The sequence below is a fragment of the Lentzea sp. NPDC059081 genome (assembly GCF_042738015.1).
In the GTDB taxonomy this organism is placed as follows: Bacteria; Actinomycetota; Actinomycetes; order Mycobacteriales; family Pseudonocardiaceae; genus Lentzea.
The window spans coordinates 84,123-107,599 of sequence record NZ_JBHYGW010000025.1 but is presented as its reverse complement, the minus strand read 5'-3'; the positions used below and the strand labels follow the sequence as shown (position 1 = coordinate 107,599).

Sequence of the window (23,477 nt, the reverse complement as noted above, 5' to 3'; positions counted from 1 at the left end):
CGTTGTGCAAATTTGCGCAATGAGAAACTTACTCCACGGTTAGGCTGGACGCATGGAGACCCTCACCACTCGTCGCGAGCACAAGAAGGCGGTGACCAGGCGGTCACTGGCCGGGGCGGCGCTGCGCCTCGCGATGGAGCGCGGGCTCGACGGGGTGACGGTCGAGGACATCGCGGACGAGGCGGGCGTGTCGCGCCGGACGTTCTCCAACTACTTCACCAGCAAGGAGGACGCGGTCGTGGACGCCGACCGCGAGCGACTGAGGGCGCTGGTCGCCATGGTGGCGTCGAGGCCGGCGGACGAGGGGGCGTGGCAGGCCCTGCGCGCGTCCACGGCGGAGCTCTACCGCGCCCGGCCCGTCCCGGACGTCGAGTGGATGGCCCAGCTGCGGCTGCTGCGCCGGCATCCGTCCCTGATCGCACGCCAAGCAGGCGACCAGGTCGCGCTCGAACGCGACCTGACCGCCGTGCTGGTGCCGCGGGAACCGGACGAGGAGGTGGCCCGGCTGATGGCGTCGACGTTCCTCGCCACCGTGCGCACCGGGATCGCGCTGTGGCTGGAGAGCGCGGGCGCCCGTCCGCTGCCGGAGATCGTCGACCGGCTGCTGAGCCGGGTGAGCGTTCAGGGCACGTAGACCTGCCCGGTCTGCCGTCCCTCGATCGAGCGGACGTAGGCCTGGACGACGTCGGCCAGCGGCACCGGCTTCATGCCGGGGAAGAAGTCGCCGTAGACGTCCAACGACTCGGTGAACACCGTCGGGCTCACGGCGTTGATGCGCTGCGGTGCGATCTCGATGGCGGCGGCCCGCACGAACGCCTCCAGCGCGCCGTTGACGAGCGAGGCGGCGGCTCCGGTGACGATGGGTTCGCGGGAGAGCACACCGGTGATCAGCGTGAACGACTCCGTGACGTGCGTCAGGCCTTCCCGGACCAGTGAGACCTGCGACAGCACCTTGCCGGTGAGGCCGGCCTGGTAGTCGTCGGCGGTGAGGTCGGTGATCGGCTTGAACGGCACGTGCCCGGCCGCCGCGGCGACGGCGTCGACCTGGCCGACGGTCTGGTAGAGGTCCACGACCTGGGCCGGGTCGGTCACGTCGTACTGCAGGTCGCCTCCGGTGCGGGAGACGGTGACGACGTCGTGCTTGCGTTCGGTCAGTCCCCGGTGCAGCGCGGTGCCGAGCGTGCCGGTGGCTCCTACGAGCAGAATCCTCATGCCGTCGAAGCTAGGCGCGGTTCCGCGGGCTGGGAAATGCCGTTCGTGCAGCACTTATGATCGGTGGTCATGAATGTCGAGCTGCGTCACCTGCGAGCGCTCGCCGCGATCGGCGACCACCGGTCGATCACCGCGGCGGCCCACGCGCTGCACGTCACGCAGCCCGCGCTGTCCCGCACGCTCGACCAGCTCGAACGGCGGCTGGGCGTGCGGCTGGTCGACCGCACCACCCGCCACCTGGCCCTGACCGGCCCCGGCCACCGGCTCTGGGAGCACAGCCACCGCATCCTCACCTCGCTGGACTCGGCGCTGGCCGAGGCCGTGCGCCCGCAGCCGCTGCGGCTGACCTTCGCCTGGGCCGCGCTCGGCCGGTTCACCATCCCGTTCCTGCGGGAGTGGCGTGCCGAGCACCCGGACGTGCTGGTCCGCATCCGCCGTTCCGACGACCCGGAGGCGGCGCTGCGCCGGGGCGACGCGGACGTGGCGGTGCTGCGGACCGGGGCGTCCGGCGCGGGCATCGAGCACGTCGCGCTGATCGAGGAACCCCGCGTCGCGGCCATCGCGGACGACCACCCGCTCGCGTCGCGCGAGGAGCTGGTGCTCGACGACCTGGTGGGGGAGTGCGTCGCGGTGTGCGAGACGGCGGCGACGACCTCGGCCGACCTGTGGCCCGCCGGGTCCCGGCCGCGCACGGTCGACGTGCCCGGCGTGGTCGAGTGGCTGACCTCGATCGCGACCGGGGCGACCGTCGGCGTCACGGCGGCCGGCACCAGCCACCACAACCCGCACCCCGGCGTGACCTACCTGCCGCTGGCCGACGCGGAGCCGATCACCGTGCACCTCGCCTGGCCGTCAGGGACGTCGCATCCGTCGACGGCGGCGTTCGTCGCGCTGGCTCAGCGGCATCTGGCCGCCACAACCGCAGCTGCAGCATCGCCGCGAACCGCGCGTTCGGATCGGTGAGGTCGATCTCCCCGACCTCCGACAACCGCCGCAGCCGGTAGCGGAACGTGTTGGGGTGCACGAAGACGGCGGCGGACGCGGCCGCCACGTCCCCGAACGCGTCCAGCCACGCGCTGAGCGTCTCGACCAGGCACGCGTTGTGCCTGCGGTCGTACTCGATCAGCCGCGCGACCGGGCCGGTCAGCGTGTCGCCGCGTTCGGCGATCAGGTCCGACAGTTCCAGCAGCAGGCCTTCGCCGTGCACGTCGGACACCCGCGCCACCGGCGACGACGAACGGCCGGCGCGCAGCACCCGCAGCACCAGGTCGGCTCCCGCGCGGGACCGGGCCAGTGAGAGGCCGTCCGCGAGCTGGCCCACGCCCACCAGCACGTGGTTGCCGATGCGGTTGCGGAAGTCGTTCGCGATCCGCAGCGCCCTGTCCTCCGACTCGGCGGGCAGGATCGCGTAGGCGACGTCGCTGATCAACGCCGCGGCGGCGCGCGGGTGCACGGCCGTCAGGTGCATGGCCAGCGCGTCGGCGACCTGCTGGCGTTCGGCGAGCAGCCGGGCGTGCGAGGCGGGGTCGTCACCGTGGGAGTGGGCCAGCGCCAGTGCCAGCACGACGCACGACTGGTCGGCGAGTCCCAGCCGTCGCACCGCCTCCGCGGCGCCCGTGCCGCCTTCCACGGCCGTCGAGACCAGGTCGGCGCGCAGCCGGCGTTCGACGTCGGCGCCCGCCCGCTGGCGCATCATGTGCAACGCCACGAGCTTGGCGGCGTCGGTGAACGCACGCGAGGCGTCGGGGGACAGCGGTGCGCGGACCGCCGCCCAGATCGAGCCGAGGAACTCGTCGCCCGCCTTGACCGCCACCGCGACCCTGGGCAGCACGAACCCGGCGGCGGAGTCCGCTCCCTCGATCGTGACGGGCTGGTCGCTGCGGTAGAGCTGCTGGAACACCCCGCGCGCCTCCAGCAGCTGCGAGAACCGCGCGGGCACCTGCCGGCCGAGGATCGTCTCGACGCGCGACGCGTCCGCCTCGTCCTGACGGCCGGAGAACGCGAGCACGCGCGAGCTGCGGTCCTCGATCGTCACCGGGGCGTCGATCAGCGACGCGACGGCGTTGGCCAGCGCGAACAGGTCGCCGGCCGGCACGCCGCCGATGGTGTCGGACGTGTCGACCTCGCCCTCGGCCAGCAACGACCGCAGCATCGCGGCGAGCTGAGTCCACGACGCGCCGGGCGCCAGGCCGAGCAGTGTCACCCCCGACCGGTCGACGGCGGCGGCGATCTCGTCGGTGACGACGACGGGGCCGCGCAGGACGAGCGCCGCGGCACCCTGCCCGCCCAGCACCTCCAGGATCTCCGCCGGGTCCCGCACGCCCACGCCCAGCACGAGCGCGGACGGGGGCAGCGACTGGTCGTCGTCGGGGTCGTGGATCACCACGCCGCCGATGTCGGTGGCGTGCCCGGGATCGCCCCGCACGAGGTCGATCAGGGTGGTGCCGAGGTCGTCGACCACTCGGGCGAGACCAGTCCGCTGGCTCATCCCACCACCTTGCCAACCGTCTACAGAGGATTCAACGACTACAGGGCGATCCACTCCGTCTTCACCGTCACGGCGTCCAGCGCGTCCGGCAGCGGCGTGACCCCGAGACCGGGGCCGGTCGGCACGGTCAGGTGCCCGTCGTCCAGCACGAACGGCTCGGTCACGTCCATCGCGTAGTAGCGGTCGGACGCCGAGGTGTCGCCCGGCAGCGTGCAGCCGGGCAACGCCGCCAGCGCCACGTTCGCCGCCCGGCCGATGCCCGTCTCGAGCATCCCGCCGCACCACACCGCGATCCCGTGCGCGGCGCACACGTCGTGGATGCGCCGCGCCTCCAGGTACCCGCCGACCCTGCCGGGCTTGATGTTCACGATCTGGCACGCGCCGAGCGTGATCGCGTCCGCCGCCGACTTGGCCGAGGTTATCGACTCGTCGAGGCAGATCGGCGTGCGCACCACCTTCGCCAGTTCGGCGTGGGCGAGGATCTCCTCCTCGTCCAGCGGCTGCTCGATCAGCAGCAGGTCGAACGGGTCGAGCCGGGCCAGGTGCCGGGCGTCGCCGAGCGTGTAGGCGGTGTTGGCGTCGACCTGCAGCAGCACGTCGTCGCCGAACCGCTCGCGCACGGCCCGCACCGGCTCGACGTCCCAGCCGGGCTCGATCTTGAGCTTGATCCGCACGTAGCCCTCGTCGAGGTAGCCGCCGACGGCCTCCAGCAGCTCCGGGATCGAGTTCATGATCCCGACCGACACCCCGCACGGCACGCGGTCGCGCGTCGCGCCCAGCTCGCGGCCGAACGACACGCCCCGCGTGCGCAGCTCCGCGTCCAGGACCGCCATCTCCAGCGCTCCCTTGGCCATCCGGTGGCCGCGGAACTTGCCGAGCCGCGGCGCCACGGACACCCCGTCGACGTCACCGCCCAGCGCCGGCACGAGGAACCGCCGCAGCACGTCCGCGCAGCCTTCCAGGTACTCCGACGAGTACACCGGGTCGGCCATCGCGACGCACTCGCCCCAGCCCTCCGCGGAGTCCGACACGGCCCGCAGCAGCAACAGCTGACGCGTGGTCTGCGTGCCGAACGACGTGCGGAACGGGGACTTCAGCGGCATCTCGATCCAGCGGACCTCCACCCCTTCGAGCTTCACGGCGCTTCCTCCCTCTCCACGACGTACCAGCCGGCCCTGTCGAACCCGGTGACGCGGGCGCCCGAGGCGAGCAGGTCGCCCAGCACGTCGCGCACGGCGTAGCGCCACTCGGTGGCCGCGGCCGGGTTCGTGGACCGCAGCGTCTCGATGTCCGGCGGGACGGCGACGAGCACCGTCGGCGCGGACCAGGTCCCCCGCACCGGCAGGCCGTCCTCGGAGATGCCGAGACCGATCACGCCCGTCGCGGAGGTGGCCTTGGGACGGCCTTCGCACGCGGCGGCGACCTCCGGCGAGGCGATGCGCCACCGGATCAGCAGGCGGTCGGTCTCGCTGCCGCCGTTGATGTCGTCGTCCATGTGGCCGTAGAAGTCCGGCAGGTACTCCGCCGCGTCCGCGGCGAGCTTGCCCAGGTTGAAGTAGGCGTTGCGGCGCACCAGCGGGTCGAACGTCCAGGTGATCTCGGTGATCCCGCGCTCCAGGGCCCACGTCCGCTGGTCGAGCTTCATGGCGTAGCCGACGTTGCGGCCGCGCATCCCCGCCGCCACGCCCGCGATGTGGCTGTGCAACGCGCTCGCCGCCGGCGGTGAGCAGAAGCCGATGCACGCGCCGACCAGGTCGTCGCCGTCGAAGGCGCCGGCGACGTAGCTGCCCGCCTTCGCCATGGCGCGCAACAGCTCCGCGTTCACGGGGGGAGCGCCGTTCTCGCCGGTCGGCCGCCAGATCGACTCGTACAACCGTTGCGTCGCCAGCAGTTCCGCGTTCTCGGTGAGCTGGCGCACCACCACGTTCTGCGCCACCAACGTCATGTCAGCTCCTTCACGAGCGCCGCGAGCAGGGCCGTGCGCGGCTCCAGCTCCGACACCAGCACGTGCTCGTTGTCCGCGTGCGCCCCGCCACCCACCGCGCCGAGTCCGTCGAGCGTCGCGATGCCCACGCCCGCGGTGAAGTTGCCGTCGGACGCGCCGCCGACCGCCGCCTGTGCCAGCTCGAAGTCCGCGAGCGAGGACGCGAGCTCGAACAGCCCGGACGACGCCGACAGCTCCATCGGCGCGCGGTTCGGGCCGCCGGTCACCTCGACCTTCGCCCCGTCCAGCACGGGGTGCAGCGCCCGCATCGCCTCGTCCACGCGGAACTGCTCGGCGACGTTGCGCACGCGCACGTCGACCATGAACTTCCCCTGTGCGGGAACGGTGTTCGTGGTCGTGCCGGCGGACAGCACCGTCGGCACCACGGTGGTGCCGGCGGCGGCATCGGCCAACGCCGACACGGCCAGGATCTGGTGTGCGGCCTCGATCGTCGCGTTCACGCCGCGTTCGGGTTCGAGCCCGGCGTGCGACGCCCTGCCGTGCAGCGTCACCTCGTACATGGACGTGCCCTTGCGCTCGGTCTTCAGCGCTCCGCCGTCCGCCGATCCCTCGGTGACGAACACGGCCGCGTGCCGCAGCGCCTCGGCCTCGATCAGCCCGCGCGACGACGGCGAGCCGATCTCCTCGTCGCCGGTGATCAGCACCGTGACGCCGTCGGGAGACCCCAGCGACGCGACGGCGTGGAAGATCATCGCGACGCCGGTCTTCATGTCGAAGCAGCCCGGCCCGCGCAGCACGCCGTCGTGCACCCCGAACGGGATCCGCTCCAGCGTCCCGATCGGCCACACCGTGTCGTGGTGGCCGAGCAGCAACACCTTGCGCGGCCCCGATCCCAGCCGCCAGCGCAGGTGCGTGCGGCCGTCGAGCACGACGTACTCGGGAGTGGAGCCGAGCAGCGCGGAGCCCACCTCGGCGGTGACCTCCGCACTGCGGGCGACCGCCTCCAGGTCCGTCGACGGCGACTCGCAGCTCACGAGCCGCTCGATGTCGTCGAGCAAGGTCATCTCAGGACACCTTCGGCGTGGCGCGGACACCCATGTGCACGTACTCCTCACCCGTGGGCAACGAGTAGAACACCACGGAGGTCCAGCTGGAGGTCTCCGACTCGCGGGTCACGAACGTGGTCTCGTCGACCGGCACGAGGTCGACGTCCGGCGGGTCGGGGACGACGCCCTTGAGCGGACCGGTGATGGCCGCCTTGAGCCGCAGCCCGTGCTCGCCCTCGTAGACCTCCATGAGCGTCGACTCCCGCTCGTACCGGCCGACGTACCGCTTCGGATCGATCTCCGGCAGCTCGGCCGGCGGCTCCATCGGCCGAGGCATGGCCACCCCGGCGAGCTCGGCGAAGATCTCCCGGTACAGCTCCAGGTAGATCTCGCGGGCGTGGTCGCCGTTGGTCAGCAGCGTGACCGCGAGCTGCTGCTCCGGCAGCAGGCGCAGGAACGCGGACTGGCCGATCGTGTTGCCGTCGTGGCCGATCAGCCGGTGGCCGTCCCAGCCGAACCGGATCCAGCCCACGCCCCACGAGTCGCCGAGCACGTTCGGGTCGGGCAGGTCGGTCTGCTTCTCGGTCATCGCCGCGGCGGAGGCTTCGGACAGCACCCGCGTGCCGTCCTGCGCCAGGCCGCCTTCGAGGTGCATGCGGGCGAACTTCAGCACGTCCGCGGTGGTCGAGAAGATCGTGCCGGCGGGGCCGAGCGAGCGCGGCAGCTGCCACACGGGTGCGGGCACCTGCTCGCCGTCGGAGTCCATGTGCCCGACGGCGGCGAGGTGCAGCAGGGCCTCCTCCGGCAGGGTGCCGGTGTGCTCCAGGCCGAGCGGGGCGAACAGCTTCTCCTTGAGCGCCGCGTCCCACGTCCCGCCGGTGAGCTTCTCGATCACCCGGCCCGCGAGCACGAAACCGGCGTTGCTGTAGGAGAACGTCGCGCCGAGCGGGTGGTTCTGCGGTGCGTCGGCGAGCAGCGCGACGTAGCGCTCCAGGCACTCGTCGCCCCGGCCGGTGTCGGTGAAGAGGTCGCCGTCGATGCCGCTGGTGTGGGTGAGCAGGTGCCGCATGGTCACCTTCTGCCCGACGACCGGGTCCTTCAGCTTCAGCTCGGGCAGCACGTCCACGATCGGCGCGTCGAGGTCGAGCTTGCCCTCGTCGACCAGCTGCATGACGACCGTCGACGTCCAGACCTTGCCGATCGAGCCGATCTGGAAGATCGAGTCGTCGGTGACCTCGACACCGGTGCGGGTGTTGAGCACGCCGTGGTGGGCCTGGACGACCTCGCCGTGGTAGAGGATGCCGAGCGCCGCGCCGGGGACGCCGTGCTTCGTCGCGAGCGCGGACAGCCTGCGCTGCCAGTGCTGCGCGTCGAGCGGGCGGCGGCCCTCGGCGTGCTCGCGCACCCAGTCGACGACGCGGTGGTTGAAGTCGGCGCGGTGCGACGGCTTGCCGTTGAGGATGAACAGGTGCGACTCGTCCGGGTAGAGCACGAGCTTGGCGGGCACGGAGTTCTGGCGCAGCGCGCTGAACCACTGCTCGGCCTGGCCGACGGGACACCGGTCGTCGGCAGCGCCCTGGTAGACGAGCGTGGGCGTGCGGACCTGGCCGACGAGCGTCAACGGCGACAGCTCCGCGAGGTGCTCGCCGAGACCGCCCAGCTCCAGCCTGGTGATGTAGTGCCCGCCGTCGGAGGTGCCGTCCATGCTGGTCAGGTCGGCGACCACGCCACCGGCGACCGCGGCGGCGAACCGCCCGTCGCGGCTGGTCAGGTAGCACGTCATGAAGCCGCCGTAGCTGTAGCCGGTGACGGCCAGCTTCTCCGGGTCGGCGAGGCCTTCCTCGACGAGCTGGTCGAGCGGCTCCAGGAAGTCGTTGGCATCGGCCTTGCCCCACGCACCGAGCGCCGCCCGGTAGAAGTCCTCGCCGTACCCGTCGCTGCCGCGCGGGTTGAGCGTCAGCACTGCCCAGCCCTGCTCCGCGAGAACCTGGTGGTAGAGGTGGACCGGGTCGGCGGTGCCGTTCCACGCGTTGTGCGGGCCGCCGTGGACGTCGAGCAGCAACGGCAACGGGCCGGTGCGCTCGGGGTCGCGCAGCAGCCAGCCGTGCACGACCGTGCCGTCGGAGATCGTGAACTTGCGCTCCTCGCGGACGAGCGCGACGTCCGAGCCGTGTCCGGTGTGGACGGTCACCTCGCCGCTCGCGAGGTCGACGGTCGCGACCTCGCCGTAGGAGGTGGCGGAGCCCAGGACCACGGCCGCGACACCGCCGGCGACGGACAGCGCCGACACCTCCAGGGACTCGCCGCCCAGGACCAGCCGCGGTTCGCCGCCGTCGCGGTCCACGGCGTAGAGCTGGGTGAAGCCGCGGTCGCGGGCGCAGAACAGCACGGTGTCGCCGTCGAGCGCGGGCACGCCGCCGGGATACCCCGGCGCACCGGGCATCACGTTGCGGTCGAGCGACCCGGACAGCGAGCGCACCTCGCCGTCGAGCGTCACGTGCAGCAGGTCGACGTGGCCGGCGTCGGCGGTGGTCCGTCCGGTGACGAGCAGGCCGTCGTCGGTCCAGGTGATCGTCGCGCCCTGCCCTTCGGCGAGCCCGACGACGCGCGGCTCGGCGTGCCCTTCCACGTCCACGACGTGGATCGGGGAGCGGAAGGTCAGGTCGGAGTCCTCGTCGCGGGCGGCGCTGAAGGCCAGCCGCGTGCTGTCGGGCGACCACGCGGGGGAGCCGGCGAAGTAGTCGCCGAACGTCACCTGGCGCACCTCGCGGGTCTCCAGGTCGAGCACGTGCAGGTGCGTGCGGATGCTGCGCAGGTACCCGGCGCCGTCGGCCTTGTAGGCGAGGCGGTCCGCGACGACCGGTGCCTTCACGTCCGCGATGTCTACGGGTGCCGAGAACGCGAGCTTGGTGCCGTCGGCGTTCCACACGGGAGCGCCCGCGCCGAGCGGCAGGTCCGTGAGCTGCTCCGGTTCGCCGCCGTCGGCGGGCAGCAGCCACAGCTGGGCCGGTCCGTCCTGGGCGCGCAGGAACGCGATGATGCCGCCCTTCGGCGACCACGTGGGCGCCGCGTCGGCCTTGCCCCTGGTGAGCTGCTTCGCCTCGCCGCCGGACAGCCGCCACAGCGCCCGTTCGTCGCGGTCGGCCTCGCGGTCGGTGGTCCGCAGCACGTACACGACGTCCGTGCCGTCCGGGGAGATGGCGGGCTGCTCGGGCAGCGCGAAGCCGTACAGGTCCTCGATGGTGGTCATGGCGGTGGTCCCCCTCGTCAACGGGTTGCGCCGAGCTCGGCGCGGAAGAGATCGAGCACGTTGCGGCCCAGCACCAGGGCGATGTCGTCGTCGGCCCAGCCGCGCTTCTGCAGCGCCTCGGTGACGAGCGGCAGGCCGGCCGGTCCCTCCAGACCGGGCAGGAACTGGTCGATCGGAACGCCCTCGATGGCCTGGGTCTCGCAGCACGGCGGCGTGGTGTCGGCGAGGACCTCCTTGACGAAGTCCGGGCCGAGGCCGACGTGCAGGATGCCCATGACGCCCGCGATGTGCTCGATGTGGTCGATGAGCCGGTCGATGGTGAAGTCGGACTCGTGCAGGAACGGCGCGAAGAAGTTCACGCACACCACGCCACCGTTGGCGGCGATGCCCCTGAGCTGGTCGTCGGTGAGGTTGCGGTGGTGGTCGCGCAGCGCCCGTGCCGACGAGTGCGTCGCCATGACCGGACGGGTCGCGAGCTCCAGCACGTGGTCGACACCCGCGGCACCGAGGTGGCTGACGTCGAAGATCATGCCGAGCCGTTCCATCTCGTGCAGCGCCTCGACGCCGGCCCTGGTGAGCCTGCTGCCGGTGGCGTCCTCGCCGCTGCCGTCGGCCAGCGCCGTGCGGCCGAAGTGGGCGAGCGACGCGATCCGCACGCCGAGCCGGCTGAGCGTCTCGAGCAGCTCGACGTCCTCGCCGACGCCGGGCGCGCTTTCGAGGGCGAGCACGAGCGCGATGCGGTGGGACTCGAGCGCCGCGTCGATCTCCGCGCCGGTGCGGCACAGCGCGACCGCGCCGGGATTGGCCTCGGCGATGCGGTGCGCGGCCTCGATTTCCCGCAGCGTCTGCCGCAACGCGCCTTCCGGGCGGAACACGTCGTCGACGAACACCGGCAGCACCTGCAGGTTGACCCCGCCCGCCTCCAGCTGCGGCAGCCAGCGGTCGCGGAAGTGCGGCACCCACTGCTCGACGGGCCGGTGCGCGATGGCGGTGAGCAGGTCGTTGTGGGTGTCCGCGACGACGCTGCGCCCGTGCAGATCGTCGATCATGAGGCCTCCAGCCTGGTGTTGCGCTTCGGCGCGGCCGCGAGCAGCTCACGGGTGTACTCGTGCCCCGGCTCGGTGAGCACCTGCTCGGCCGGTCCCTCCTCGACGATCCGGCCGTCCTTCATCACGGCTATCCGGTCGCTCACGTACCGCACGACAGCCAGGTTGTGCGAGATGAACAGCATCGACAACCCGAGCTGCCGCTGCAGGTCGCGCACCAGGTTCAGCACGGCGCCCTGCACGGACACGTCGAGCGCGGACGTGATCTCGTCGGCGATGATCACCTTCGGCTGCCCGGCCAGCGCCCTGGCGAGCGCGACCCGCTGCCGCTGCCCGCCGGACAGCCGCGCCGGCCGCGAGGTGGCCCGGCCGGGGTCGAGGTTCACCAGTTCGAGGAGCCGCGCGACCTCGGCCTTCTTGTTCACGCCGCGGGGCATGGCCTCGGCGATGGACCCGCCGATGCTCATCCGCGGGTCGAGCGAGGAGTACGGGTCCTGGAAGACCATCTGGACCTTGCGCCGGTGGCGGCTCTCGCCGTCGACCAGCACCCGGCCCGCGGTCGGCGCGACGAGGCCGACCGCGGTGGCGGCGAGCGTCGACTTGCCGGAGCCGGACTCGCCGACCAGGCCGACGACCTGGCCGGAGGGGACGACCAGCGTGACGTCGTCCACGGCCAGGTGGTGGCCGTAGCGGACGCTGACGCGGTCGAAGTACAGCTCGCTCATCGCGCACCTCCTGCGGCCAGCGCCAGTTCCTTCTCCGACTTCCAGCACGCCACCCGGTGCCCGTCCGCCATCGGCGTGAGCTCCGGCTCGGCGGTCCGGCACCGCTCCTCGGCGAGCGGGCAGCGTGGCGCGAACGGGCAGCCCTGCGCGATCTCGCCGGGCTCCGGTGGCCGGCCGGGGATGACCGCCAGCGGCGCGTCCTTGTCCGTGTCCAGGTCGGGCACGGCGGCCAGCAGTGCCGTCGTGTACGGGTGCCGCGCGGCCGTGAACAGGTCGTCGGTCGGCAGCTCCTCGACGATCCGGCCCGCGTACATCACGAGCACGCGGTCGCAGGTCTGCGCGACCACCGTGATGTCGTGGCTGATCAGCAGGACCGCCGCGGTGCGCTCGGCCCTGATCCGCGCCAGCAGCTTGAGCACCTCGCGTTGCACGGTGACGTCGAGCGCGGTGGTGGGCTCGTCGGCGATCACCAGCCGGGGCTCGCCCATCAGGCCCATCGCGATCATCGCGCGCTGGCGCATGCCGCCGGAGAACTCGTGCGGGTACTGCTTCACCCGCCGTTCGGGCTCCGGGATCCGCACCGCGCGCAGGCGGTCGACGGCCCTCGCGATCGCGTCCTTGCGGGAGAAGTTCTGGTGCACCTCGGACACCTCGGCGAGCTGGCTGCCGATCCGGCGCGTCGGGTTGAACGACGTCATCGGGTCCTGGAACACCATGGCGAGCTTCGTGCCCAGCTCCCGGTCCGGGGTGGCGCGCAACGGCTTGCCGTCGAAGTCCAGCTGGTCGGCCGCCACCGAGCCGGGGTGCTCGATCAGGCGCGACACGGCCAGCGCGGTGAGGCTCTTGCCGGAGCCCGACTCGCCGACCACGCCGATCATCTCTCCCTTGTGGACGGTGAACGACACCCCGCGCACCGGCGTGATGCCGCCGGGGAACGACACGTGCAGGTTCCGCACGGTCAGCAGGCCGTCGTCCGGTTCCTCCACAGTGGACTCGTGACGCGCCACCGCACGGCCGCGGACGTGTTCCCTGCCCCCGGCGGCGGCCGCGGCAGCCTCGCCGAACAGGTTGAACGCCAGCCCGGCGAGCACGACGGCGACGGCGGGGCCGAGTGCGGGCGCGGGGGAGATGTAGATGCGTTGCAGGCCTTCGCCTAGCAGGCGTCCCCAGTCGTAGGACGGCGCCTGCACGCCGATGCCGAGGAACGACAGGCCGGCGAACGCCGTCAGCGCGGACCCCGCCGCCAGGGTCGCGTTGATCACGAGCGGTTCGGCGATGTTCGGCAGGATGTGCCGCACCAGCAGCCGGAACCTGCCCACGCCGCACACCTTGGCGGCCTTGACGAAGTCACGTCCGCTGACCGCCGCGGTCAGCGTCTGGGTGAGCCGGGCGAACGACGGCGCCGTCGCGAAGGCGATGGCGAGCACGGCCCCGACGGTGCCGGTGCCGAAGATGACCGCGAAGAACAGCGCGAGCAGCAGACCGGGGAACGCCACGGCGATGTTCACCGCCGACGTGACGACCCTGGCCGCCCACCGCGGCAGCACCGACGGCACGGACCCCAGCACCAGGCCGGTCGTCACGCCGATCAGCGTGGCCAGCAGTGCGAGGCCGATCGTGAGCCGGGTGGCGACGAGGACGCGGTAGAAGATGTCGCGCCCGAGCAGGTCGGTGCCGAGCAGGTGCTCCGCGGACGGGCCCTGCTGCAACGAGTCCGTGTCGATGGCGGCGGCCCGGTCGCCCCACAGGACCGGGGCGAAGACCGCCAGCAGCACCAGCAGGACGAGCAGCACGGCAGACGCCAGGCCGACGGGGGAGCGGAGTGCGGCGCGCATCAGGCCTCCCTGATCGTCGAACGGGGGTCGAGCACCGCGAGCACGACGTCCACGACGAGGTTCACCAGCAGCACGCCGGCGCCGTAGACGAGCACGATTCCCTGCACGGTGGGGTAATCCTTCTGCTGGATCGAGCTGACGATCGTCGACCCGAGGCCTGGCCACGCGAACACGTTCTCCACCAGCACGGTCCCGGCGACGAGCGACGCCAGCAGCATGCCGCCGAGGGTCAGCGTCGCCGTGACGGCGTTGGGCAGCGCGTGCCGCAGGTAGACCAGCCGCGCCGGCAGCCGCTTCGCCCGCGCCGTGCGCACGAAGTCGTTGCCCAGCACGGAGAGCAGCTCCACCCGGACGATCCGCGCCAGCACGGCGGCCGGTCCGATCGCCAGTGCCAGCACCGGCAGCACCCACGAGCCGGGCGCGTCGTTGCCGGCGACGGGGAACAGGTTCAGCGTCACCGCGAGCAGGCTCACGAGCCCGACCGCCAGCAGGAACTCGGGGATCGCCGCGAGCACCACGCTCGACGAGGTGAACGCCAGCTCGCCGCCGCGCCGGCGGCCGCCCTTCGTCAGGATCGCCATCCCGACACCGACCGGCACCGCCACGACGACCACGAACAGGAACGCGAGCACCGCGAGCTGGACGGTCGCGGGCAGCCGGTCGCCGATCAGGTCGGACACCGGCGTGTTCGTGGTGAGCGAGACGCCGAGGTCACCGCGGAAGAGTCCCGTCAGGTACCGCCAGTACTGCACCGGCAGCGCGTCGTCGAGCCCCAGCGCCGCACGCCGGGAGGCGACGACGTCGGGAGGAGCGGAGAGACCGAGCGACTCGCGGACCGGGTCGCCGGGGATCAGGTGGATCATCAGGAACGCCGCGGTGACGAGCACCCACAGCGAGACCAGGAACCGCACGGCCCGGCGCCGGGCGAAGGGCAGCCAGGTGCTGCCGCCCTCCACCCGTCGCTGCACCTTCATCATGACGCGAGCATCCTGATCGACGCCGGGTCGATGCTGTCGCTGATCGTGAACTTCGCGCCCTTCACGAACACGGGCAGCAGCGAGTCGTAGTACGGGATGAAGCTGGCGTCCTTCACCAGCGCCGACTCCGCCTTGTTCCAGTTCTCGCAGCCGTCCTTGCCCGCCTTGGTGGCGGCCTCCTTCGACTGCGCCTCGAACTCGGGGTTCGAGATGTGGGCGAAGTTCACGCCCTCCGGCGGCAGCGTGCCGGACGCGAACGGCGTGAGCTGGCTCGGCAGCGACAGCGTCAGCGGCACCATCGACGCGTCCCACGCGCCGGTGTCGAACAGCGCCTGGTTGATGCCGGCCGAGTCGACGGGCGCGATCTCCACCTTGACGCCGATGCCCTGCCACGTCTGCTGGATCAGCTCGGCGGTCGAGGTGAGCGTCGGTCCGGCGACGGTCGGCTGGAGCAGCCTGACCGACAGCTGCTTGCCGTCCTTGGCCCGCGTGCCGTCGGCCCCGGCCTTCCAGCCTGCGGCGTCGAGCGCGGACGTCGCCGCCGCCTTGTCGAACTTCGGCAGGTTCGGGCCGACGTTGTCGCCGGTGCACGGCCGCGGCTGGACCGTCACGAGGCTCTGCGACGGCTTGCCCTTGCCGTTGGTGAGCACCTTGCCGATCTGGTTCAGGTCGAGGCCCTGGACGAGCGCCTTGCGCACGGCCGCGTCCTTGCCGGGGTGCCCGTCGGCCTGGTTGAACGTCAGCGTGCCCAGCGGGGTCGCGCCGTCGACGTGGTCGACCTTCTGCGCCTGCAGGCGTTCCTGGTCGGGACCGACGATCTGGGCGGCGGTGAGCTGGCCCTGCAGCAGCAGGTTGACCGCGGTGGTCTCGTTCGGGATCACCCGGATCACGATCTTGTCCGGCAGACCCGGCTGGTTCTGCTGCCAGTCACCGGGTCCCCACGCGAAGTCCTTGCGGCGCTCCATCGTGTACCGGTCGTTCGGCACGATCTCGGTGATCTTGAACATGCCGGTGCCGTTCTCGCCCTTGGCGAGCGTCGCGCGGTCGGCCATGCCCTTGGCGCACACGATCGACAGCGTGCCGATGTTGGTCAGCAGGAACGCGTCCGGCGTGGCGCTCGTGACGGTGACGGTGCGGGTCGCGTCGTCCGCCGTCGCCGTGGTGCCCGCCGGGACCTGGAGGCCGGTGAGCGCCGACTTGTTCGCCGGGTCGCCGACGAACGAGATGTTCGCGGCGACGTCCTTCGCGGTGAGCGGCGAGCCGTCGGTGCAGGTGATGTTCTGGCGCAGGGTGAACTTCGCGCTGGTGGTCGTGGCCTCCCACTTCTCGGCGAGCCCGGCGACGATCTCGCCCTCCGGCGTCCGCTCGATGAGGCTCGCGTAGAGGAACCGGTCGACCGCGCGGGCGGCGGAGAGGACCGTGAGGGCGGGATCCAGGCTGCCCGGATCCGTGCCGATCGACATGGTGAAGGTCTTGCCGTCGGCCAGGGCCTGGTTGCCGGACCCGGTGTTTCCCTGGGTTCCGCAGGCGGTGGTCAGGACAACGGCGCCGAACAGGGCTACCGCACGCTTCATGATGGGCTCCGGAGGTGGTCGACGGCGAGACGTCCGGCGCGGCCGATCACCGCGTCGACGGCGGGTTGCCGGAGGTCGAGCGACTGGGAACGCGTGAACACCGCCACGGCGTAGCGGCGTCCGTCGGGGTAGGTGACGACTCCGGCCTCGTTGCGCACGCTCGGCAACGTGCCGGTCTTGGCGGCGACCGCGACGTCGGCCGGGAAACCCGACGCGAGCCGGTGCGGCCAGACCTGCTGGGCCATGATCGACCGGACCTTCTCACAGGCTTCCGGCGAAGCCGCGCGATCGGTCCAGATGGCGTCCAGCAAGGTCGTGATCTCCCTCGGCGTCGAGGAAGTCGTGCGTTCGGGGTCCACGATGGACAACTTCGCGACCTGCTCCCAGGACGGGTTCGCGAGGACCTCCTCGGCGTGGTCCGTGCCGAGGTCCGCGGCCACCGAGGCGAACAGGTCCTCGCAGCAGCCCATGACCCGCGTCCTGCCGAGGCCCAGCTTCGCGAGCACCGCGTCGACCGCGGCCTGGCCGACGCGGTGGAAGACGACGTCGGTCGCGGCGTTGTCGCTCATGGTCATCATGAACAGCGCGAGGTCGCGCCAGCTCATCTCGACGTCGTCGGCGCAGCCGGCCGTGCCGATGCCGCCGACGCGGTAGCGGGACGTGACGCGCGTGCGTTCGGTCTCGTCGAGCCGGCCCGCCGCCACCTCCTCGGCGAACGCCACGGCGACGGGGATCTTGAACACCGACGCGAGCACGACCGGGTCGTCGGCACCGAGGCCCGCTTCCTGGCCGTGCTCGACGCCGACCTCGCGGGCGTGGACGAACCCCTCGACGCCCACGTCCTCGAAGGCCTCCCGGAGCGAGGTCACCTGGCCACCCGGCGGTCCGCGCGGCCGGTGTGCAGGTAGAGCGCGTGCCCGGTGCCGTCGTCGCCCACGAACGCGTGCGGCATGTGGATCCCGTGCACCGGCTCGGCGGCGACGAGGGTGTCGTTGCGCCACGGGACGAGCTCGGTCCTGCCGCCGGACTCCGGGCTGACCTCGGCCATGATCCCCTTGGGCACGAGCTCCATCCAGATCCGGCCGTCCTCGTCCTGCGTGATCACGCGCTCGGCGACCGACGACACGTACACACCGGTGAACCGCTCGCCGTCGACGCGCTCGGGGTCGGCGGCGGGTTCGGGCATCGCGGACAGCTCGATGCCGGCGAGCTCGCGCAGCAGGTGCCGGAAGACCGCCTGGTAGAGGTCGAAGGTGTTGCCGCCGTTGGTGAGCAGCGCGATCGCGAGACCCTGCTCGGGGACCAGGCGCAGGAAGGCGTTCTGACCGATCGTGCCGCCGTCGTGGCCGATGACCGTCCCCTGTGGATAGTGGAACATCTCCCAGCCCAGGCCCCACGAGTCGCCCATCAGCGCGAGGTCCGGCACCTGCACCTGCACGTCCTGCATGGCGCGCACGGACTCCGGCGACAGCACCCCGGCGCCGTCGTTCATGTGCATCCGCGCGAACTTCAGCAGCTCGCTCGCGCTCATGGCGAGCATCGACCCGGCGGGCGCGTTCGACCGCACGAGCGACCAGACGGGCGCGACCTCCGGGCCGGTGGCCTCGTCGTGGGTGAGGTGGCCGACGGCGGCGCGGAACATGATCGCCTCCTCGGCGCCGGTGGCGGCGTGGGTGAGGCCGAGCTTCGCGAACAGGTGCTCGCGCAGGCAGCGGTCGTACTGCTTGTCGCGCAGCACCTCGACGATCCGGCCGAGCACGCAGTAGCCGGCGTTGTTGTAGCTGAACATCTCGCCGGGCGGGAACAGCTGCGGGGTGTCGTGCAACGTGGCGACGTACTTCTCCACGCAGTCGTCGCCGCGGCCGGTGTCGGTGAACAGGTCACCCTCGAAGCCCGCCGTGTGGTTCAGCAGCTGCCGGACCGTGATGGCCGCGGACGCGTCCTCGTCGGCGACCCGGAAGTCGGGCAGGTAGTCGCGCACGGGCGCGTCGACGTCGAGCAGGCCCTCGTCGACGAGCTGGAGCACCAGCGTCGCGGTCCAGACCTTGGTGATGGAGCCGATCTGGAACACCGAGTCGGTGGTCGCCTCCACACCGGTGTTCTTGTTGAGCACACCCGCGGCGACCTCGACGACGTCGTCGCCCACCGTGACAGCAGCGCTCGCGCCCACCACGCCGTGTTCGGCCACCAGTCGCGGCAGGTTCTCCTGCAGCCAGTCGCTGATCTCGTTGAGCTTGGACATCCGCGCGCCCTCATCCACACGTCGACGTGACTCCGGTCACCCGGAAACCTAGGTCCGGCGCCCCTGCCGCCACCTCGTCCGAGCCGACGAATCTGACCACCCGGATCTGTCCGTCCCGACGAACCGTTCACCGGGGTGGAGCAGGCTCCACCTCCGTCCGGGCAGTCTGCGTGATCGTCCGCCGGCCCTCCCGAAATTACGTTCTTCCTCGGAAGTCGTTGCGAGACAAGGAGAACGTGATGAGGGCAGACGCGCTGTCGCTGCAGGCGGTGCGGAAGGTGTACGGCTCGGGCGGCGGTGCCGTCACGGCGTTGGACGAGGTCACCGTCGGCATCCGGCGCGGCACCTTCACCGCGGTGATGGGCCCGTCCGGCTCGGGCAAGAGCACCTTCCTGCACTGCGCGTCGGGCATGGACCGGCCGACGTCCGGGCGCGTCCTGCTCGGCGACACCGACCTGGGCGGCCTGAAGGAGGCCGCGCTCACCGAGGTGCGGCGCGACCGGATCGGGTTCGTCTTCCAGGCCTACAACCTGCTGCCGTCGCTGACCGTCGAGCAGAACATCACCCTGCCGCTGCGCCTGGCCGGACGCCGGGCCGACGCCGGGTGGCTGCGCGAGGTGGTCGCACGGGTCGGGCTGGACGGCCGGCTCTCCCGGCTGCCGTCCGAGCTGTCCGGCGGCCAGCAGCAGCGGGTGGCGATCGCCCGTGCGCTGGTCGCCCGCCCCGAGGTCGTCCTGGCCGACGAACCGACCGGTGCCCTGGACTCGCGGACGGCGCAGCAGGTGCTGGCGCTGCTGCGGTCGGTCGTGGACGAGATGGGGCAGACCGTGCTGATGGTGACGCACGACCCGGTCGCGGCCTCGGCCGCGCACAGCGTGCTGTTCCTGGCGGACGGCAGGCTGGCGGGCGAGCTGGTCTCGCCGACGCCGGAGAAGGTCGCCGAGCGCATGACGCACCTCGGGGAGTGGTGAGCGTGCTCAGCCTCGCCTGGCAGACCGTCAAGGCCCGCACCAGCGGGTTCGTCGGCGCCTTCGTCGCCGTCCTGTGCGGCACCGCCCTCGTCGCCGCCTGCGGGATCCTGATGGAGTCCGGCTTCCGCGGCGGTGTCCCGACCCAGCGCTACGCGGCCGCCGACGCGGTCGTCACCGCCGACCGGACCGTGCAGCCGCCCGACGCCGAGTCCATCGAGTTCGAGCACGCCTCGGAGCAGGCGCCGGTCCCGGCCGCGCTGGCCGCGAAGATCGCGGCTGTGCCGGGTGTGCGGGCCGCCGTCGCCGAGCAGACCTTCCCGGCCGTGGTGGTCGGGGCGGACGGGCCGCTCGCGGACAAGCCCGCGTTCGGCCACAACTGGGAGTCGGCCGTCCTCGCGCCCTACGCGCTGAAGGACGGCAAGGCGCCTGCCGACGACGAGGTCGTCCTCGACTCGGGGCTGGCCGCCCGCACCGGTGCGCGGGTGGGGGACGAGGTCAGGGTCATGACCCGCTCGGTGCCCGCCGCCTACCGGGTGGCCGGGATCGCGGAGGCCGGGGGAGACCGGCAGGCCGCGCTGTTCTTCAGCGCCGCCAGGGCCGCCGAGCTGGCCGGGCACCCGGACCGGGTCTCGGCGGTCGGGGTGCTGGCGGAACCGGGCGCGCGGGACCTCGCCGACCGGCTGGCGGAGGCCCTGAAGGACGACCACGTCACGGTGTCGGAGGGCGCGGACCGCAGCGCGGCCGAGTTCGACGACGTCAGCAGGACCAAGTCCATCCTCGCGATCCTGGCGGGCTCGTTCGGCGGGTACGCGGTGCTCGTCGCGATCTTCGTGGTGGCCAGCACGCTCGCGCTCGCCACCGAGCAACGCCGTCGCGAGTTCGCACTGCTGCGGGCCGTCGGCGCCACGCCCCGGCAGGTCCGCAGGCTGATCGGCGTCGAGACGACGGTGGTGGCCGCGGTCGCGGGCGTGCTCGGCAGCCTGCTCGGCATCGCCGTGAGCATCGGGTTGCGCGACGCGTTCGCGGCGATCGGCGTCGTCCCGGACGACTTCGCGTTGTCGATCAGCGCGATCCCGCCGGCCATTGCACTCGTGATCGGCGTCGGCGCGGCACGGCTGGCGGCGTGGAGCGCGGCGCGTCGGCCGTCGTCGATCAACCCCGTCGAGGCGCTGGGGGAGGCCGCCGTCCAGCGCCGGGACGTCGGCAAGGTCCGCCTGGCGATCGGCTGGGTGCTGATGGTGGTCGGGCTCGGCGCGACGGCGACGCCGTTGTTCCTGCGCGGCCAGCTCGGCGCCGCGACGTCGGTGATGGCGGCCCTGGTCCTGATCATCGCGCTCGCCCTGGTCGGTCCGCGGGTCATCGGCGGCGCGGTGCGGCTGGTGGCACCCGTGCTGGGCAGGGCGGGGGTGAGCGGCTACCTGGCGTCGGCGAACGCGCTGAAGAACTCGCGCAGGCTGGCCGCCGCCGTCACGCCGCTGATGCTCGCGATCGGCTTCTTCGTCGTGAACTACTACAGCCAGACCACCTTCACCGCCGCGGTGCAGCAGGAGACGACCCGGTCCATCACCGCCGACCACGTCGTCACCGGCGTGACGGGCGTGTCCCCGGAGGTCGCGGACACCCTGCGGCGGCAGGGGACGGCGGCGACGTCGCTGGTGCGCACGCAGGTGATCACCGAGTCCAGGAGCAGCGACAGCGTCCAGGTGGAGAGCCGTCCTGCGAACGGCCTCGACGCCACGGCCGGTGCCGCGGTCGACCTCGGTGTCGTCACCGGCACCCTCTCCGACCTCGTCCCCGGCACGGTCGCGCTCGGCGCCGACCACGCGTCGTGGGAGAACAAGAAGGTCGGCGACACCGTCGAGTTCTGGTACGCCGACGGGCAGAAGGCGAAGCTCCGAGTCGTCGCGACCTACCGGCACGACCTCGCGTTCGGCGACTACGTCCTGTCCGCCACCGACGCCCGTGCCCACACGGTGTCCGGAATGGACAGCGCGGTGCTGGTGAAGTCGGGCGACGCCAACGCTCTGCGTGAACTGGCCGGTCGCTATCCCGGCGTCCAGGTCGCGGAACGGGTGGCGGCACAGGACCGCAGCGACGAGCGGACCCAGTTCCTGCTCAACCTGATCGCGGTCGGCGTGATCCTCGGGTACGTGGCGATCTCGGTGTCGAACACGCTCGTGATGTCGACGGCCGCACGGCGCCGCGAGTTCGCCCTGCTGCGCCTCGTCGGCACCGGACGCCGGCAGGTGGTCAGGATGATGCGGACCGAGGCGGTGCTGACCGTCGGGCTCGCCGCCGTGCTGGGCACCCTGGTGGCCGCGGTTCCCCTGATGCTGCTGGCGATCGGCATGACCGGCAGCCCGGTCCCGGTCGGACCGGTCGCGGTCTACCTGGGTGCGCTCGCCGGTGCGGCGGTGCTGGGGATCGTGTCGATCGCGATCTCGACGCGGATGTCGTTGCGCGGCAAGCCGATCGACACGATCGGGACGCGGGAGTGAGCGGAGGGCGCGGCACGCGGTGCCGCGCCCTTTCGTTCCTACCGACCGAGGTGCACGCTGGCGTGCTGGTACACCTTGGACTGAGTCGGGTCCGCTTCCGGCATGTTCACCTTGTAGCACAACCCGGACAGCGTCTGCGGCTCCTCACCGGAGTGCCGGAACGGCAGGTCCTTGTGCCACAGTCCGGGGTCGACGGACGCGGTCGCGGTGATCAGCGCGTCGCGGACCGTGCGGAACCGGTCGTGCACCAGCTCCGGTGGCAGCAACCGGCCGGCCGCGACGCCGCCGGCGTTCAGCGCCCGGCCGCAGTCCCTGGTCTCCCACCGGGGGTCGACGTACCAGTGCGCGCGGCCCGCCTGGGCCTCGGTGAGCACGGCCAGCACGATCTCGTCCCACATCGACACGTGGATCACCAGGTCGGTCAGCGAGATCGGCTCCGGGCGCAGCGGGTTGTGGTGGATCTCCGGAGGGGTCCCGCCGAGGTCCGCCTCGATCGCCGCGAGCAGGTGGTCGCGGTCGGTCGTCAACGCCTGGCAGGCGGTGTCCTGGTCCATGTAGTCGGGCAACGCTCATCTCCCCGCTTGGGTCTCTGCCTCACGGCGCAGTTCGCCGTCGAAGTCCAGCTTGCCGCCTGGACGGGCGAAGGAGCGAGCCTTGCCCGCGCTGGTGCGGCGGATCACCGTGAGGCTGTTCTGCAGCATCTTGTGCGGTTCCAGCAGGTTCACGATCTCGAGCTCGCCCGGTTTCGCGCGGCCGACCTTGGCGATGTAGTCGAGGATGCCCTCGCCCTCGGGGTAGGTCATCAGGTAGTGCATGACCAGCAGGCCGCCGTCCGGGTTGATCAGGTCCCAGAAGTTGTCGAAGAAGTACAGGCACTCCCACGCGTCGACCCAGGCGAGGTCGATCGGGGCGAAGTCCTCCGGCAGCAGGTCGCGGCACTCGCGGACGTTGGCGTTGATCACCTGCACGCGGTCGTCGAGGCCGAGGGACTCCAGCACTTCGAGCACCTGCCCCGCCGACGAGTCGGGGATGGACAGGTCGTCGACCGCGACGAACCGCGGCTCGTACGGCTGCAGGTAGAAACCCGGCGCGCGCAGCGCGGGTTCGGCGTAGACCCAGTCGGTGTCCAGCGCTCCGGTGGTGTCCAGGTGTCTCGCGGTCTTGGCCGCGAGCGCGGCCGACTCGGCGCGCACCTGGTCCGCCACCCGCGCCAGTGCCGCCGCGAGGTAGGGCGTCGTGTAGCCCATGCCGACCTCGAGGACCCGCTGCGGGCGCGTCAGTTGCACGAGCGACGACAGCAGCGGCGCCACCACCTCGGTGCCCGCCGCCGGTACCAGCAGTCTCCCGACCGCAGCGTCGAACGCCGCGTCCATCATCGTTGCCCCCTCCGCGCTCCAGGACGCGGAACCCCGGTCGTCCGGTTTCGGACAATGCCCGACCACCGGCGAAATGGATGTCCGCGTGCCGTGATCAATCCACGCGGTCCCGGTCCGCGAACTTGATTGTCACGCCGCGCACTGTACACATCAGACGGGCGAGTGGGGAGGCGGAATGGGATGAGCGGATCTCCGGTCCCAGTTCAATCGAACGGCGTATTGCAGCACCTGATGGCCCAGTTATCGTTGTGCAACTGCCTCAGAGGTGCGCGCCTTTGAGTCGTCCGGGGTC

General features: G+C 71.9%; 17 protein-coding genes and 2 pseudogenes. 4 read left to right on the top strand and 15 right to left on the bottom strand.

Annotated features, from left to right (window positions below; translation table 11 throughout):
* Positions 1-52 precede the first annotated feature (52 nt).
* On the top strand, positions 53-634 hold the full coding sequence (locus tag ACFWV3_RS36330; RefSeq protein WP_382418288.1) for a TetR/AcrR family transcriptional regulator: 582 nt from the start codon (positions 53-55) through the stop codon (positions 632-634).
* Here ACFWV3_RS36330 and ACFWV3_RS36325 read toward each other — a convergent pair.
* A complete protein-coding gene (locus ACFWV3_RS36325; RefSeq protein ID WP_382418286.1) occupies positions 622-1,212 on the bottom strand; it encodes a short chain dehydrogenase in 591 nt (196 codons plus the stop codon). The genes ACFWV3_RS36330 and ACFWV3_RS36325 overlap by 13 nt on opposite strands.
* A 69-nt stretch (positions 1,213-1,281) precedes the next feature.
* Here ACFWV3_RS36325 and ACFWV3_RS36320 point away from each other — a divergent pair.
* Positions 1,282-2,061: pseudogene (locus ACFWV3_RS36320) on the top strand (LysR family transcriptional regulator); the annotation flags it as partial.
* Here the strand turns inward: ACFWV3_RS36320 and ACFWV3_RS36315 are convergent.
* From ACFWV3_RS36315 to ACFWV3_RS36260, 12 genes and pseudogenes are all read right to left on the bottom strand, one after another.
* A complete protein-coding gene (locus tag ACFWV3_RS36315; protein ID WP_382418284.1) occupies positions 2,042-3,700 on the bottom strand; it encodes a PucR family transcriptional regulator in 1,659 nt (552 codons plus the stop codon). The pseudogene ACFWV3_RS36320 and the gene ACFWV3_RS36315 sit on opposite strands and share 20 nt — an antisense overlap.
* A 38-nt stretch (positions 3,701-3,738) precedes the next feature.
* Positions 3,739-4,839, bottom strand: a complete 1,101-nt coding sequence (gene menC / locus ACFWV3_RS36310; protein ID WP_382418282.1) for an o-succinylbenzoate synthase — start codon at positions 4,837-4,839, stop codon at positions 3,739-3,741.
* Positions 4,836-5,645 carry a GNAT family N-acetyltransferase gene (locus tag ACFWV3_RS36305; protein WP_382418280.1) on the bottom strand — a complete coding sequence of 270 codons (810 nt, stop codon included), beginning with the start codon at positions 5,643-5,645 and terminating at the stop codon, positions 4,836-4,838. Before ACFWV3_RS36305 ends, menC begins: the two co-directional genes overlap by 4 nt.
* Entirely contained in the window at positions 5,642-6,709 is a 1,068-nt protein-coding gene (locus ACFWV3_RS36300; protein WP_382418278.1) for a M20 family metallopeptidase, read from the bottom strand. The genes ACFWV3_RS36305 and ACFWV3_RS36300 overlap by 4 nt, the downstream gene beginning before the upstream one ends.
* A gap of 1 nt (position 6,710) precedes the next feature.
* The gene (locus ACFWV3_RS36295) at positions 6,711-9,941 is read right to left on the bottom strand and encodes a serine hydrolase (protein WP_382418276.1); all 3,231 of its coding nucleotides are present in this window, start codon (positions 9,939-9,941) and stop codon (positions 6,711-6,713) included.
* Positions 9,942-9,958: 17 nt separating this feature from the next.
* The gene (locus tag ACFWV3_RS36290; protein ID WP_382418274.1) at positions 9,959-10,990 is read right to left on the bottom strand and encodes a dipeptidase; all 1,032 of its coding nucleotides are present in this window, start codon (positions 10,988-10,990) and stop codon (positions 9,959-9,961) included.
* An 8-nt stretch (positions 10,991-10,998) separates the two neighbouring features.
* Positions 10,999-11,712: pseudogene (locus ACFWV3_RS36285) on the bottom strand (ABC transporter ATP-binding protein); the annotation flags it as partial.
* On the bottom strand, positions 11,709-13,547 hold the full coding sequence (locus ACFWV3_RS36280; protein ID WP_382418272.1) for a dipeptide/oligopeptide/nickel ABC transporter permease/ATP-binding protein: 1,839 nt from the start codon (positions 13,545-13,547) through the stop codon (positions 11,709-11,711). The pseudogene ACFWV3_RS36285 and the gene ACFWV3_RS36280, both read right to left, overlap by 4 nt.
* A complete protein-coding gene (locus tag ACFWV3_RS36275; RefSeq protein ID WP_382418271.1) occupies positions 13,547-14,524 on the bottom strand; it encodes an ABC transporter permease in 978 nt (325 codons plus the stop codon). The genes ACFWV3_RS36280 and ACFWV3_RS36275 overlap by 1 nt, the downstream gene beginning before the upstream one ends.
* Positions 14,521-16,098, bottom strand: a complete 1,578-nt coding sequence (locus tag ACFWV3_RS36270; RefSeq protein WP_382418269.1) for an ABC transporter substrate-binding protein — start codon at positions 16,096-16,098, stop codon at positions 14,521-14,523. The genes ACFWV3_RS36275 and ACFWV3_RS36270 overlap by 4 nt, the downstream gene beginning before the upstream one ends.
* Positions 16,095-16,967 carry a serine hydrolase gene (locus ACFWV3_RS36265; protein WP_382418267.1) on the bottom strand — a complete coding sequence of 291 codons (873 nt, stop codon included), beginning with the start codon at positions 16,965-16,967 and terminating at the stop codon, positions 16,095-16,097. Before ACFWV3_RS36265 ends, ACFWV3_RS36270 begins: the two co-directional genes overlap by 4 nt.
* A complete protein-coding gene (locus tag ACFWV3_RS36260) occupies positions 16,964-18,340 on the bottom strand; it encodes a serine hydrolase domain-containing protein (RefSeq protein WP_382418265.1) in 1,377 nt (458 codons plus the stop codon). The genes ACFWV3_RS36265 and ACFWV3_RS36260 overlap by 4 nt, the downstream gene beginning before the upstream one ends.
* Positions 18,341-18,579: 239 nt before the next feature.
* Here ACFWV3_RS36260 and ACFWV3_RS36255 point away from each other — a divergent pair, with 239 nt between their 5' ends.
* Both ACFWV3_RS36255 and ACFWV3_RS36250 read left to right on the top strand, forming a co-directional pair.
* The gene (locus tag ACFWV3_RS36255) at positions 18,580-19,311 is read left to right on the top strand and encodes an ABC transporter ATP-binding protein (protein WP_382418263.1); all 732 of its coding nucleotides are present in this window, start codon (positions 18,580-18,582) and stop codon (positions 19,309-19,311) included.
* Positions 19,308-21,809 carry an FtsX-like permease family protein gene (locus ACFWV3_RS36250; protein WP_382418261.1) on the top strand — a complete coding sequence of 834 codons (2,502 nt, stop codon included), beginning with the start codon at positions 19,308-19,310 and terminating at the stop codon, positions 21,807-21,809. The genes ACFWV3_RS36255 and ACFWV3_RS36250 overlap by 4 nt, the downstream gene beginning before the upstream one ends.
* A gap of 38 nt (positions 21,810-21,847) precedes the next feature.
* Here the strand turns inward: ACFWV3_RS36250 and ACFWV3_RS36245 are convergent, their stop codons facing one another.
* Together ACFWV3_RS36245 and ACFWV3_RS36240 are read right to left on the bottom strand one after the other, a co-directional pair.
* Positions 21,848-22,375 carry a hypothetical protein gene (locus ACFWV3_RS36245; RefSeq protein WP_382418259.1) on the bottom strand — a complete coding sequence of 176 codons (528 nt, stop codon included), beginning with the start codon at positions 22,373-22,375 and terminating at the stop codon, positions 21,848-21,850.
* Between the two features lie 3 nt (positions 22,376-22,378).
* The gene (locus ACFWV3_RS36240) at positions 22,379-23,185 is read right to left on the bottom strand and encodes a hypothetical protein (RefSeq protein ID WP_382418257.1); all 807 of its coding nucleotides are present in this window, start codon (positions 23,183-23,185) and stop codon (positions 22,379-22,381) included.
* Positions 23,186-23,477 lie beyond the last annotated feature (292 nt).

Excerpts from the sequence above, each read along its gene's own strand:
- ACFWV3_RS36315 (WP_382418284.1), bottom strand. The coding sequence starts at position 3,700 with ATGAGCCAGCGGACTGGTCTCGCCCGAGTGGTCGACGACCTCGGCACC.
- ACFWV3_RS36330 (WP_382418288.1), top strand. The coding sequence starts at position 53 with ATGGAGACCCTCACCACTCGTCGCGAGCACAAGAAGGCGGTGACCAGG.
- ACFWV3_RS36300 (WP_382418278.1), bottom strand. The coding sequence starts at position 6,709 with ATGACCTTGCTCGACGACATCGAGCGGCTCGTGAGCTGCGAGTCGCCG.
- ACFWV3_RS36290 (WP_382418274.1), bottom strand. The coding sequence starts at position 10,990 with ATGATCGACGATCTGCACGGGCGCAGCGTCGTCGCGGACACCCACAAC.
- ACFWV3_RS36280 (WP_382418272.1), bottom strand. The coding sequence starts at position 13,547 with ATGCGCGCCGCACTCCGCTCCCCCGTCGGCCTGGCGTCTGCCGTGCTG.
- ACFWV3_RS36270 (WP_382418269.1), bottom strand. The coding sequence starts at position 16,098 with ATGAAGCGTGCGGTAGCCCTGTTCGGCGCCGTTGTCCTGACCACCGCC.
- ACFWV3_RS36275 (WP_382418271.1), bottom strand. The coding sequence starts at position 14,524 with ATGATGAAGGTGCAGCGACGGGTGGAGGGCGGCAGCACCTGGCTGCCC.
- ACFWV3_RS36240 (WP_382418257.1), bottom strand. The coding sequence starts at position 23,185 with ATGATGGACGCGGCGTTCGACGCTGCGGTCGGGAGACTGCTGGTACCG.
- ACFWV3_RS36255 (WP_382418263.1), top strand. The coding sequence starts at position 18,580 with ATGAGGGCAGACGCGCTGTCGCTGCAGGCGGTGCGGAAGGTGTACGGC.
- ACFWV3_RS36295 (WP_382418276.1), bottom strand. The coding sequence starts at position 9,941 with ATGACCACCATCGAGGACCTGTACGGCTTCGCGCTGCCCGAGCAGCCC.
- ACFWV3_RS36325 (WP_382418286.1), bottom strand. The coding sequence starts at position 1,212 with ATGAGGATTCTGCTCGTAGGAGCCACCGGCACGCTCGGCACCGCGCTG.
- ACFWV3_RS36305 (WP_382418280.1), bottom strand. The coding sequence starts at position 5,645 with ATGACGTTGGTGGCGCAGAACGTGGTGGTGCGCCAGCTCACCGAGAAC.
- ACFWV3_RS36260 (WP_382418265.1), bottom strand. The coding sequence starts at position 18,340 with ATGTCCAAGCTCAACGAGATCAGCGACTGGCTGCAGGAGAACCTGCCG.